The organism is Vreelandella sedimenti (assembly GCF_013416325.1).
Lineage (GTDB): Bacteria > Pseudomonadota > Gammaproteobacteria > Pseudomonadales > Halomonadaceae > Vreelandella > Vreelandella sedimenti.
Genome location: NZ_JACCGK010000004.1, coordinates 143,849 through 156,702, shown reverse-complemented (window position 1 = coordinate 156,702; position 12,854 = coordinate 143,849). Strand labels below are relative to the sequence as shown.

Below are 12,854 nucleotides of genomic sequence, written 5' to 3'. Positions count from 1 at the left end.
AAGATGCAGGCGCTAGCCTAGCGCGAAGGCAGGCCAAGATCATCCGCCATCGCCGTCAAAAAATACTCTTGCACTAATAACGACAGACTGCCGTGCTTACAGCCGTGATAAAAAACGGAGCGCCTTCCCCAGGCACAGCCTTCCTGTATGCCGTTGACGCTAGCAAACAGGGGGGAATGATTCGTGACTTCCAACGGCCCACGCACTAAACCCGGCTGGCGAAATAGCCAACTACCTAGCGAGCGCTCGCCCAGGCACTCTAGCCGTTGGCCCTTTACCTGTGAGAGCGGAGCGACCGAGCGCGCTACCACCCACGGCGTTTCATCTAAGCACAACGCCACTTCCCGCAGCCAAGCGTAACGCTTGGCATCAATGCTCAGCGCCTGAGCCTCATCTTGGCGCGGCCAACCGATGCCCTGGCGCAGCAGCCGTACTCGAAACGGCTTGTCGCCACCTGCGACCATTAAGCGGGCGGTTAACGAGTCGGTGGAGGCAACCCACTGCCACCAGGAAGCACTCATCGCAGGCCGCGCCGCATCAATCGGGCGCCAGCGGGAAAATAGAGGAGTTTGCCGAAAAGCAGCAGCCGTCACCGAGTTCTCCAGGGCAATTAACGGGTTGGCTAGTGTAACATGGGCACTGAAAGGCTTTTGTTTCAGCGACTTTTTTAACGACTCGGTTTAGCGCCTCTTTTTTCGCAACCTTATTTAGCAACTTTTTTGGTGTCTGCATGCCCGCAACCCAAACACAGAAAACGTCTTCGCACGCTGAGCTGGTGATTATTGGCACTGGTATGGCAGGCATTGGCCTTGCCCGGGCCTTGCGCCGCCAGGGGGATCAACGCTCAATCATGCTGGTGAGCGCCGACAGCGGCGATGACTACAGCAAGCCGTTGCTCTCCACCGGCTTCGCCAAGGGCCTCGCGCCCGAACAATTAGCCCAGCGCAGCGCGACTGACCTGGGTGAAGAGCTAAATGCCCATATGGTTATCCACACCCAGGTAACCGCACTGAATGTGGATAACCAAACAATTCTTCTTGAAGACGGCATGGTGCTCGGCTACGACGCACTGGTACTGGCCACTGGCGCTGCACCCCGGGTGCCCTTCAGCATTGAGCCCAGCATAGCCCAACGCTGCTTTACCATTAACGACCTAGACGACTACCGCCGCTTTCACACGGCGCTAGGCCAGGGCCCTGCACGGGTGGCGATTGTTGGCGCAGGGCTGGTCGGCTGTGAATTTGCCAACGACCTCCACGCTGGCGGACATCGCGTCAGACTCATTGCCCCAGAAGGAACCCTACTTCCTCGCTTGCTGCCACCGCCCTTAGGGAACGCCCTAGGCGATGCCTTTAGCGAAGCAGGAATCCATCTTCACCTTGCACGTTCGATTGATTCGATAGCGGCCGAAAACGGTGAAGACATCGTATTGCGCCTGGATAACGGCGACGCTGTCAGCGCTGATCTCGTGTTGATGGCAACCGGCCTTACACCCCGCACGGCACTTGCCGAATCGGCTGGTTTAAACGTATCACCTAGCGGTATAGTCGTTGACCGTCAGTTACGTACATCGCACCCCAATATCTACGCCCTGGGCGATGCAGCCTGCGTAGACGGTGTTAATGCCATGTACGTGCAACCGCTACAAGCCAGCGCTAAGGCGCTGGCGGCAACCCTTGCAGGCGCGCCCACTCCGGTTAGCTTCGGTGCTTGGCCGATAGTGGTTAAAACGCCGCTGCTGCCAGTAGTGGCCTACCCGCCAACGAACACGCCTGAGCGCTGGCGAATTGAAGGCGAAGGCGGTGATATCAGTGCCTTGGCTGAAAATAAAGACGGTCGTTTGATTGGTTTTGCGTTGACAGGCGGCTGCGTGAGAAGGAAAGTGGAGCTTTCCAGAGCAGCACCTGCGCTGCTAGGCTGATTTTCGTCGCGTTCACGACTAGGCTAGAGAAGCTAACCTAATCGGCTACGCACCCAACAACATGCATTTGTTTGATGTTTGATTTCTTTTAAAAAGGGGAGATTCCTTATGCGCAAACCTGAACTCGCTGCAGCCATCGCTGAAAGTGCCGACCTGTCCAAAGATAAAGCCGGCCAAGTGCTGAACGTTATTCTGGATGAGATCACCAACAGCGTTGCTAAGGGCGAAGATGTCGCTCTGATTGGTTTTGGTACCTTCACGGTACGTGAGCGCGCAGCACGTACCGGCAAAAATCCGCAAACCGGTGCCCCGTTGCAGATTCCGGCCAGCAAAAACGTTGCCTTTAAGCCAGGCAAAGGACTTAAGGACGCCGTTTCCTAATGAAGCTCAAGCTGACGCTGTGGCTGCTGGGCGTAATGCTCAAACGTGCCCTGCGCCGCAAGCCGCGCTTTCGTGAACAGTTAGAACGCATGCGCGGCCTGGACTGGGGGATTGCCACGGAAGATCTAAGTATTGCCCGCCACTACCGGATGACGCCGAAAAGTATCAGTACCGGCAAAGGGCTGCCTGTAGACTTAGATCTTGAGCTACGCTTCCGTGATCAGAATACCGCCTTGAAAGTGCTCAAAAAGCCAACCCAGCAGGCCTTTCTCGACGGCATGATAAACGGCGACGTGCGCTTAGTGGGTGATTCCGCCGATATGAATAAGCTGCAAAAACTACTCAAGTATTTGTAGCGGTTTACAATTGGCATAGGGTAGCGGCTTAGATTAAATAAATTTAGGCTAAAACAAGGTAGAGGTATAAAAGCTATCGATGGACATACCTCATCAACGCCTCGTTTACTTTCGCGTTACCCTTGAGTCTGGCTCCGTGCGCCGCGCAGCGGCGCGCTTGGATATCGCTCCCTCGGCGGTAAGCCGGCAAATTGCTTTGCTGGAAGAAGCCTTGGGAGCGACGCTTATGGAGCGTCAGCGCGACGGCATTTCGCCTACTCCGGTAGGCGAAATGCTGCTTGAGTACTGCGAGCGCCGCGGCGCCCTTGATGAAGGGTTTATTGCGTCACTTGAATCCTACCAGCGCATGGAAACCGGCAAGATATCACTTACCGTCGGTGAAGGGTTTGTCAGTGACCTAGTAGCATCCCCACTGCATGAATTTACCCAACGCTATGCGGGCATTCAGCTCGATATCCATACCGCAGGCACCTCGGGCATTATTGACGCCATTGTCGGCGATCACAGTCATATCGGCTTGATGTTCCATGAGCGTACCCATCCCCAGCTGCGTTTCTGGTCATCTACTCCTCAGCCACTCATGGCCATTCTACCGCCTGACCACCCCTTAACCAGCCAAACGTTACCGCTCACGCTTACCCAGCTTAGCGACCTGCCCATGGCCATGTGGGACACCACCCATGGGGTACGTCAAATGGTCGACCAAGCATTTCAGCAGTCACGCATAGTCCCGCGCATGGCGATGAACACCAACTCAATGGTGATTCTGGCCCAATATGTGCGCAGCGGCATGGGCATTACCCTACTGCCCGCCTTTGCCGTCGCCCACGATTTAGAGCTCGGTACGTTAGTGGCGCGCCCGGTAGATAATCCGCTTTTTCAGCGCTCCCAGGCCCACATGGTCACGCGCGTAGGCCGCCAACAGCCCAAGGCCAGCATTCTGCTGCTACGCCACCTGCAGCGCTGGATGCAGGCGTTCCGCGATGTGAATTAGCGCGCAGTCGCAGGCAGCCCCACCACTGTCGCTCCAGCGTTTACGCTTTTTGTGACAATGGCGCCAGCACCGATTCGCGCGCCCTCACCAATTTCAATATTGCCGAGTACAATGGCGTTTGCACCCAAAAAAGCCTTCCGCCGTATTTTGGGGTGGCGATCACCTTGAAGCTTACCCGTGCCCCCTAATGTGACCCCCTGAAAAATAGTGACACCATCTTCCACCACGGCTGTTTCGCCAATAATAATGCCCACACCATGGTCGATAAAGATGCCTTTACCAATGCGTGCAGCAGGGTGTATGTCCACACTAAAGGTACAGCTACAGCGAAACTGCAAGTAGCTCGCCATACTTTTCTTATCCGTTGTCCACCAAACATGACTGACACGATGACACTGCAGTGCCCGATAACCAGAAAAATAGAGCAACGGTGTAAAAGGCTCTGGGATGGCGGCATCTTCTTTTAGTAACACCCACAAATCATCCAGGGCAGACTCAACGATCAGCGGGTTTTCCGTAAGCACAGCGCGTATCTCAGCCAGTGCAGATGCATATGATATATGGGTAGATGAAAGCGTCCCGGCGATAACGACGGCAAGTGCCGAAGCAAAGTCGCTATGATCAAGCAAAGCATTGCGGTAAAAATCAGCTAATAGCGGCTGCGAGCGTGATGCTTCAAGGGCGGCTGTCTGAATCTCCCGCCAAAGCGCGCCATGGTCATTAAAGGCGTGGGCGCCTAAATCTGAGGTCGCGGTCATTATTAGTGTTCTCACACGGTGGTTTGAGAAAAACGCAGCACTGTTCCACCTAACACCTCCGGCGGTATATCAGCCTCGTGTGCGTTCAGTGACACAAAAGGTAGCGAGTGCTCCTGCCAGTGGCTCATCGCCACGGCCATATCTTCACAGGCCAGTGTCAGCGCCACTGCTCTGGCGGGCTCTGACGGAAGCCCTGCCAACCCCTCAAAGTGCTCGCTTATTGCCCAGTCGTTTAATAAATGGCAAACCCCTTTCTCGGTGTGAATTTTAAAGCCTCCCATCTGCGTTTGAATCGCGTCATCGCCATGGATTCGACGAAAGTGCTCCACATCTCGAACAGGGCTATCTGACACATACCAAATAGCGGTAATAGACGTCGCCGTATTGGCGTGCCGCTCAAGAGTGGGGTCTGTGCGAAACAGCTCTGGGCGCAATTGCTGGCAAAGAAACTGGGTAAGAAATGGATGCTCAGGGTCATGGAGGATATTTAACGCTACGCCCACTTCTATATCCCCACTGGAGAGATGCGCCATACGGCGAAACTCAATAGGCGAGTTGCCTTCAAAACCACGCGCAGTCAACAGCGCATGATCCGTCGACATTGCTTCACTTTCTAATGCCACCATGGCGATCCCCTCGCCAATGGCTAAGCGTTCTTCAACCACTTTTGCAAATTGAAAGCCATTGCTATCCCGATAAGCCGTTAGCTCTGGATGGGCAATACCAATCAACTCAATAAAATTGTTGTGTAAAAACAGCAAGTGGTTATCGGTACCCCAGGGGTGGCTGTGGCGCGGATTGAGGGTAAAACCCAATGCTGCCGCGCGCTCGGCTGCCACATCTAAATCGGCTACCGCGACTAAGGGATGATCAATGCCAAAGCTCATTGCAGTAACTCCTCACGATGCTGGAGCGAAACGCTCCAGCAAATTAGATCAATATCCTCAGGTGTCATGGGGCAATCAGCCAACGCCGCTACCGTAACCAAACGCCACGCTGGCTTCGGGGGCGGTTTCCACCCAGACGCTTTGCGGCACCGTGTATTCGCGCAGGCCATCCAAGCCGCTGGAGCGGCCGAAGCCGCTATCACCAAAGCCACCAAACGGCGACATCACGCTGATCGCCTTGTAACTATTGATCCACACCGTGCCAGCTCGCAGTTGCCCGGCTACGCGATGCGCCCGCGCTACGTCCTGGCTCCAAACGGCGCCAGCCAAGCCAAAGCGGGTCTCGTTGGCGAGTTGAATGGCCTCAGCTTCACTGTCGAAGACCATCGCCACCAGCACCGGGCCGAACACTTCTTGTTGAGCAATCTCCATCTCCGGCGTGACATCGACCAGCACGGTAGGGGCGATAAAATAGCCCTGAGCCTCATCAGGTAACCCCTCTGGCCGTTTACCGCCCGTTAGCAGCCGCGCGCCAGCGGCTACTGCGGCGTCGATCATGCGGGTGACCTGCTCAAATTGGCGACGATTCTGCAAAGGTCCCATGCGGGTCGCTTCATCGCTAGGCAGGCCCACCGCAATCTGCTCCGCCGCCCGCGCCAAACGGCTGGTGACTTGCTCAAACACCGGGCGCTCAATCAACAGCCGTGAGCCCGCCACACAACTCTGGCCAGCAGCGGCAAAAATGGCCGCCTGGGCACCCGCGACGGCTTCATCGAGCTTGGCATCGGCAAACACGATATTGGCGGACTTGCCCCCCAGCTCTAACACGCTGGGTACCAACCGCCTCGCGCCCGCTTCAGCAATCATGCGGCCACTCTGGGGAGAGCCCACGAATACCAGCTTGCTGATGGCGGGGTGATCGGTCAGCGCTGCGCCGGTCGACTTGCCCAGCCCATTGACGATATTGATCAACCCCTTAGGAAGCCCGCCGCTTTCGAGTAGCTTGGCAATCACCACCGATGAGAAGGGCGTTAGCTCAGAAGGCTTCAGTACTACGCCGTTACCGGCCGCAATAGCCGGGGCCAACTGCCAGGCACAGGTGAACATCGGGGCATTCCAAGGGGTAATCTGCCCCACCACGCCGTAAGGTACATGGCGCACATAGTTAAGATGTGAGGTAGGCACTGGAATCACTTCGCCGTGCTGCTTGTCGCACCAGCCCGCGTAGTACTCGAACATCTCGCGTACTTTGTCTACTTCAGCCCGGCAGTCACGAATCGGCTTACCGGCCACCACACTTTCCAGCTGAGCCAGCGCCTCTTCATGGCCCGCCAGGCCGCGTATGGCTGCATTCATGCGCCGTCCGCGTTCGCTGGCGGTTAGCGCCATCCATTCACGTTGGCCTCGCTGTGCCGCTTGGGTGGCACACTCAATCAGTCCAGCACCCGCATCGCGATAGTTCACCAGTGTTTCGCCGGTGGCCGGATTGGTCAGGGTGATCACGTCCTCCTCTCCTGCCGCTAGACCGCCATCAATCCAGTTACTCAGCAGTGTGGTGGCCGTTAATCCAAAACCTTCGAGCAGCGAAGTAAGGTGATCTTGGGCATGTTGGCTAAGTGCGTTCATTACTGCTCCTCCGCCTGGCTGGCACGCGCTAATATCGGCGTGGTGATATGGTTAAAGTCATCTCTATCGCTTGGTTGTTCAGGGTTCGCGTGCCAGGCATCGACCACGGCTTGTAACAGCGGCGAGGGGATATCCAGCTGCTCAGCGGCATCCCGGGCCAGACGTAAATCCTTACGCATAAGACCAGTGGTAAAGCCTGAATCGAAACGCTCACTCAACACCCACTCTGGGAAGTTCACCTCGCTGACCGCGCTGCGCCCAGAGCCACTGTTAAGGCCCGCCAAGCAGGCCGCGGGGTCAACGCCCGCCTTGGCTGCCATAGCAACGGCTTCGGCGGTGGTTAACAAGTGCGCGGCACAGAGGTAATTATTGGCAAGCTTGACCACATGGCCGCTGCCCGGGCCGCCCACATGGGTACGCTTGGCCGACATGGCTTCCAGCATCGGTAATACCCGTTCGATAGTGCTTTCATCGCCTCCCAACAGCATCCCCAGCTTGCCGCTGGCAGCGCCTTTCGGGCCGCCGCTGACCGGGGCATCTAACCATAGAAGGCCCGCTGCGGTTACTTTTTCGGCCAGTTCACGAGTCACGGCAGGGTCACTGGTGGAGGTATCGACAATCACGCTACCTTTCGGCGCAAGGTCAAGCAGGCTTGGCGATTGCTCAATCACCTCGCGCACATGAGCAGAGGTGGGCAACGACAGCAGGTAAACGTCACTTGCGGGTAGTTCTTCGGGAGCCACAACGGTTAATCCTTGAGCAGCAAGACGCGACCGCGCTTGCTCAAATACATCGCTACCCGTTACTTCAAACCCTGCTGCTTTGAGGGTGAGCGCCATATTGCCGCCCATCTGCCCCAAACCAATGACCACGATCGATAACGCTGTTGTTGAGGACACCATAGTTGAAGAGATCCTAGTTGAAGACATCGTAAATGCTCCTTGAACGCCCTGTTGAGTATGAAGACGCCATGTTCGGGGTAGACGCTCCCCTACCCAGTGGGCATCAGAGAGCGAATAACGCTTGTTGTTAAGAAATTGTTGTTAAGAAAAAGGTGACGATTTAGACGAGCAGTGCCCTTGCCAGCTCCACCCAGTAGCGCACACCCAACGGCAACAATGCATCGTTGAAATCATAGTGCGGATTATGAAGCGAAGCGGATTCCTCGCCATTGCCCATCCAGATATAGGCACCTGGGCGCTCGGCCAGCAGGAACGAGAAGTCCTCAGACGCCATGCTTGGCGGCGGATTGCGAATCACGTTGTCGCTGCCAAGCAAGTTTTCGAGCACCGTAGCGCACTGCTGGGCGTGTTCAGGGGTATTGATAGTGGCGGGGTAGCAGCGCTGATAGTCCAGCTCAACGGTTAAACCGTGAAACTCCGCCAAGCTGGCAATCGCCTGCTTAAAGCGTGCCTCCAGGTGCTCTTTAAGCGCCATATCAAAACAGCGCAGCGTGCCGCGAAGCGCCACCTGTTCGGGAATCACATTGAAGGTATCCCCCGCGTTAATACTGGTAATACTCAGCACGGCAGATTTGTCCGGCGGCGTTTCACGGCTCACTAGCCCTTGCAGTTGGCTGATCAGTTGGCAGCTCGCCAAAACCGTATCAGTACCTAAATGGGGCATCGCCGCATGGCAGCCCTTGCCAGTCAGCGTCAGGCTATAGATGTCGAAAGCGGCCATGACGTCGGTATCGTGCACCGCTGCGACGCCTACGGGCAGACCCGGCCAGTTGTGCAGGCCGTACACGGTGTCCATGGGAAAACGCTCAAACAGCCCCTCTTCGACCATCACCCGCCCGCCACCGGCGCTCTCTTCGGCGGGTTGAAAGATAAAGACCACCCGGCCTTTGAAATCCGGTTGCTGCTTTAACGCCCAGGCAGCGCCCAATAGCATCGTTGTGTGGCCATCGTGGCCACAGGCATGCATTTTGCCGGGCGTTTGCGAGGCGTAGTCCAACTGCGTCTCTTCTCTTATATCTAAAGCGTCGATATCGGCCCGTAGGCCGATGGTTTTGCCTTCACCCTGTTGACCATCCAGAGCAGCTACCACACCCGTTCCGGCAATCCCGGTGGTTACCTCAAATCCCCACTCAGTCAGCAGCTCGGCAATACGCGCACTGGTGCGGTGCTCCTCAAACGCCGTTTCCGGGTGCTGGTGAAAATCATGGCGCCACGCTTTTAGTTCTGCGTTATCCGGTAAGTCTACTGAAGCAGTCATCGTCTTGTCCTTAAAGCATCACATGGGCGACAACGGCAGAGCCAATAAAGGTACCGGTAAAGACCAGCAGGGCCACAATCACCAGCTTCCAGCCAGTTTGCTTGAACATGGCAAACTCACGCCCGGTAAGCGCCAGCCCTGCGTAGGCCAGTACCGGCGTGACCACTGCCAGGAAATCTACTTCAGCCAGCCGTGCGATGATCCACCCATTACCTGGGAAGAACGGCAGCGTCGCGATAATACTGATCAGCGACACCCAGGCCACGCTGGGCAGGTAAAAAGGGCAAAACCGCCCAACTACCAAGCCGATAATGACCATGACATACAGAATCAACATGCCGGGCAGCGCATCTAATAAAGGCGAACCGTTAACGATATTGCTAAACCATGCAGCCACACACACTGCTGCCAGTACCAACGCGGTTTTACCTAGCTGATTTTCGGGACGTAGCTCTTTTAACGCCTCAGCATCGAACTGATCGACTGGGCTCTCATGAGTTTTCATGGCTAACCTCCTGGCGCGAGCCTTTTAAGCGCTTGTACATCCACTCAGTGATCGGTAGCGCGATAAATAGCGATATATACAGACCGGTGGCGTAGGTAAGCAGGTTGCTTGCCCCGGCAAAGGCGAGTAGTTCGTCTTTGGATGCAGGTACCGCTTCGGCTAAGGCTGCCGAACACGCCGCCACCATACTGCCACTTCCCACCCCACAGGCCATGGCCAAAGCACGAATATCGAGTATATCCAGCGAGGCGATGTAGCCCGCCATTAAGGCGAAGTAGAGCGTACCGAACATGGTGCCCACTACGTAAACGCCCATAATACCGATACCTTCAGGGCTTCTCAGCCCGTAACGGTCTGAAATAATGGCAATATTGGGCTCACGGGCGATAGAGTAAGTGGCACCGATCGCTTCACGCCCCATTTTGAGGACTAATACTGCAAAGGGTAGCGCTATGAGCATGGTGCCGAGATTACCCAGTTCCTGGAGAATCAGCGCAGGGCCGGCAGCGATGATCTGCTCGATCGCTGGGCCAATGGTGGAACCGAACTTGGCGATAAACGGCAGGATCGCGATGAGAATAATCGGGCCCGCAGCATTGCTGACCGGCTTGGGAATGACCTTGCCCATTGCCGAAAAAAGATGAGGATTGAACAGAACGCCAATCACAAAGGCGTAGAGCAGCGGTAATAACAACAGTGTTCCAGGCCCGAGGGGGATGCGTACGATGCCGACCCACTCGGCAAACATCGACGTCACAATCACCGTAAGGTGAAGACGCCAGTCCAGCAGCAGTTTGATATCCATAGGAGTGTCCCTGTTTTTTTTAGAGTCACTCCGAGTATCGAAAGGTTACTGTTTCAATCATAGGGCTTTAGTGCGCTATTTTTTAGAACACTCAAACGTTGAGTGCTGAGTAGCGACATCCAACGCCTACGCATTTATACTAAAGTCTAACAGCCATCTATAAGAGCTTTTATGCCCATATCTTTGCCGCTACGGCGCCTTTGGACTCTCGATAAATTCGCCTACAGCCTGCGCGTTTTTATAGCGTTCAGCGGTGCGTTGCTATTTAGCGGCTTAATGGGCGATGTGGCGCTAGTCATTCCGCTTTTCCTCGGCATTATCGCCTGTGCGCTGTCTGAAACTGACGACAGCTGGCAAGGCCGTCTTCAAGCACTGCTGGTAACGCTGGTGTGTTTTACGTCAGCGTCCTTTATCGTGCAGTGGCTATTTCCCTGGCCGTGGCTATTTGTAGTGGGACTGGGGCTTTCGACCTTTTGCCTGATCATGCTCGGTGCTATCGGACAGCGTTATGCCACCATCGCTTCCGGCACGCTAATACTCTCGATCTACTCGATGATCAACATCGAGCAGCACGGCGGGGTGGATGAAGACGTGGCGGCGCGCCAACTGCTGCTATTGGCTGGGGCGGTGTGGTATGGGCTAATTTCAGTGGTATGGTGCGCACTGTTTTCGCGCCAACCGGTCAAGCAGAGCATGGCACGGGTGTACAAAGCGCTGGGTGAGTTTCTGATACTGAAATCGGCGCTGTTTGAACCGGTGCGCGGTGTCGATGTGGAAGCGCGTCGGGTAGCCTTGGCGCGCCAGAACGGCAAAGTCGTCGCTGCGCTCAATCAAGCCAAAGAGATGATTTTTAGGCGGCTTGAAGGCCAGCGTGGTGACCAAAAACTCAACCGCTACCTGCGTATCTACTTTATCGCCCAGGATATTCACGAACGCGCCAGCTCCACCCATTACCCCTACAGCGCGCTCAGCAAGGCCTTTTTCCACCACGATGTGCTGTTTCGCTGCCAGCGGCTGCTGGATCAACAGGGGCGCTCCTGCCGTCAGCTAGCCAAATCGCTGCTACTCAATAGGCCGTTTGATCATCAGCAGAGCGAAGAGGCGCTGGCCGACCTGCACGCCTCAATTGAGAACCTACGCGGCCGTGGCAAGCCCGAGTGGCGCCCGCTGCTTTACCCATTGAGCGCGCTGGCAGAGAATCTGGCCACCCTGGAGAATCAGCTCGCCAGCGCCCACAATCCCGGCGTCAGCGATGAGCGGCGCGACAGTTCACTGTATGACCGCTCACCGTCGAGTCTGCAGGAAGCGTGGAAGCGGGTGCGCCTAAACTTTACTCTCGGCTCCCCCACTTTTCGTCATGCAGTGCGGCTCTCCATTGCCCTCACGACCGGCTATGGGCTGATGCAGTGGATCGACCCCGAGCAAGGCTTTTGGATTCTGCTGACCACGCTGTTTGTTTGCCGGCCCAACTTTGCCACCACACGGCGGTTTTTGTCCCAGCGGATAATGGGCACGGTACTTGGCCTAGTAGTGGGCTGGGCGTCGATCAGTCTCTTTCCGCACCCGCTGGTGCAGAGCATGATTGCCGTGGCCGCCGGGGTTTCGTTCTTCGCTAACCGCGAAAAACACTACGTGATCGCCACCGCTTCCATCACCCTGTTGGTGTTGTGCAGTTTTAACCAGGTAGGCGATGGCTTTAACCTGATTTTGCCGCGTCTGCTCGATACCTTGATTGGCTCACTGATTGCGGGCTTAGCGGTGTTTTTTATTCTGCCCGACTGGCAGGGCCGCAGGCTTTATCGCGAAGCCGCCAACGCGCTCAATAACCACCGCCGCTACCTGGAGGAGATTATCCACCAGTACGAGGAAGGCAAGCAGGATGACTTGGCCTATCGCCTAGCGCGGCGCAATGCCCATAACGCCGATGCAGCGCTCTCCACCCTGCTGACCAATATGCTCCATGAGCCGGGGCACTACCGAAAATTGGACGCGGACAACGGGCTGCGCTTTTTAGTGCTCTCCAATACCCTGCTCAGCCACCTTTCTGCACTGGGCGCTCATCGCCACCAATTGGCAGACGATGAAGACGATGCCACGCTGGTGCCGGTAGCAAAACGTATTGGTGAGCTGCTGGGACAAATCGCCGAGCGATTAAACCAGCGCCAGCCGGTTGAGCCACTGGCGGATCAAGTTGCCGAGTTATTAGCCCAGTTAGATGAGAAAAGTGCGCTATCAGCAGATGAAAAAGCCGTCACGCTCTACCGCCCTATCCAAAGCCAGCTGCGCCTTATTACCGAGCAGCTCGCCCCGCTGGGCGAGGCTGCTAATCGATTGGTGGGAAGTGAAGTAGCGGGACAAAGCACAGGGGCCTCAAACACTTGACCACTATACTCTTAGTAAC

13 protein-coding genes are annotated in these 12,854 nt (G+C 56.1%); 5 read left to right on the top strand and 8 right to left on the bottom strand.

Features of this window, described 5'->3' with window-relative positions; all coding sequences use genetic code 11:
* Nucleotides 1-17 precede the first annotated feature (17 nt).
* Nucleotides 18-593, bottom strand: a complete 576-nt coding sequence (locus HZU72_RS05665; RefSeq protein WP_180090930.1) for a chorismate--pyruvate lyase family protein — start codon at nucleotides 591-593, stop codon at nucleotides 18-20.
* Nucleotides 594-730: 137 nt separating this feature from the next.
* Between HZU72_RS05665 and HZU72_RS05660 the strand changes: the two genes are divergently transcribed.
* From HZU72_RS05660 to HZU72_RS05645, 4 genes are all read left to right on the top strand, one after another.
* Nucleotides 731-1,921, top strand: a complete 1,191-nt coding sequence (locus HZU72_RS05660; protein WP_180090929.1) for an NAD(P)/FAD-dependent oxidoreductase — start codon at nucleotides 731-733, stop codon at nucleotides 1,919-1,921.
* A gap of 108 nt (nucleotides 1,922-2,029) precedes the next feature.
* Complete coding sequence (locus HZU72_RS05655) at nucleotides 2,030-2,302, top strand: HU family DNA-binding protein (RefSeq protein WP_007112276.1); 273 nt, start codon at nucleotides 2,030-2,032, stop codon at nucleotides 2,300-2,302.
* Nucleotides 2,302-2,658 carry a hypothetical protein gene (locus HZU72_RS05650; protein ID WP_180090928.1) on the top strand — a complete coding sequence of 119 codons (357 nt, stop codon included), beginning with the start codon at nucleotides 2,302-2,304 and terminating at the stop codon, nucleotides 2,656-2,658. The genes HZU72_RS05655 and HZU72_RS05650 overlap by 1 nt, the downstream gene beginning before the upstream one ends.
* 79 nt (nucleotides 2,659-2,737) lie before the next feature.
* On the top strand, nucleotides 2,738-3,652 hold the full coding sequence (locus HZU72_RS05645; protein ID WP_180090927.1) for a LysR family transcriptional regulator: 915 nt from the start codon (nucleotides 2,738-2,740) through the stop codon (nucleotides 3,650-3,652).
* On the opposite strand, the gene epsC is transcribed toward HZU72_RS05645, so the two are convergent.
* The 7 genes from epsC to HZU72_RS05610 form a co-directional block, all read right to left on the bottom strand.
* On the bottom strand, nucleotides 3,649-4,410 hold the full coding sequence (gene epsC, locus HZU72_RS05640; RefSeq protein WP_180090926.1) for a serine O-acetyltransferase EpsC: 762 nt from the start codon (nucleotides 4,408-4,410) through the stop codon (nucleotides 3,649-3,651). The genes HZU72_RS05645 and epsC overlap by 4 nt on opposite strands.
* Before the next feature lie 11 nt (nucleotides 4,411-4,421).
* Nucleotides 4,422-5,297, bottom strand: coding sequence for a VOC family protein (locus HZU72_RS05635; RefSeq protein ID WP_180090925.1), 876 nt, complete (start codon nucleotides 5,295-5,297; stop codon nucleotides 4,422-4,424).
* Between the two features lie 75 nt (nucleotides 5,298-5,372).
* Nucleotides 5,373-6,923, bottom strand: a complete 1,551-nt coding sequence (locus tag HZU72_RS05630) for an aldehyde dehydrogenase family protein (RefSeq protein ID WP_180090924.1) — start codon at nucleotides 6,921-6,923, stop codon at nucleotides 5,373-5,375.
* Nucleotides 6,923-7,852, bottom strand: coding sequence for an NAD(P)-dependent oxidoreductase (locus tag HZU72_RS05625; RefSeq protein ID WP_235975997.1), 930 nt, complete (start codon nucleotides 7,850-7,852; stop codon nucleotides 6,923-6,925). The genes HZU72_RS05630 and HZU72_RS05625 overlap by 1 nt, the downstream gene beginning before the upstream one ends.
* A 133-nt stretch (nucleotides 7,853-7,985) precedes the next feature.
* Nucleotides 7,986-9,143, bottom strand: coding sequence for a M20 aminoacylase family protein (locus tag HZU72_RS05620; protein WP_180090923.1), 1,158 nt, complete (start codon nucleotides 9,141-9,143; stop codon nucleotides 7,986-7,988).
* Between the two features lie 10 nt (nucleotides 9,144-9,153).
* Complete coding sequence (locus tag HZU72_RS05615) at nucleotides 9,154-9,648, bottom strand: hypothetical protein (protein ID WP_180090922.1); 495 nt, start codon at nucleotides 9,646-9,648, stop codon at nucleotides 9,154-9,156.
* Nucleotides 9,635-10,453, bottom strand: a complete 819-nt coding sequence (locus HZU72_RS05610) for a DUF3100 domain-containing protein (protein WP_027958724.1) — start codon at nucleotides 10,451-10,453, stop codon at nucleotides 9,635-9,637. The genes HZU72_RS05615 and HZU72_RS05610 overlap by 14 nt, the downstream gene beginning before the upstream one ends.
* Before the next feature lie 171 nt (nucleotides 10,454-10,624).
* Here HZU72_RS05610 and yccS point away from each other — a divergent pair, with 171 nt between their 5' ends.
* A complete protein-coding gene (yccS, locus tag HZU72_RS05605) occupies nucleotides 10,625-12,835 on the top strand; it encodes a YccS family putative transporter (protein WP_180090921.1) in 2,211 nt (736 codons plus the stop codon).
* Nucleotides 12,836-12,854 lie beyond the last annotated feature (19 nt).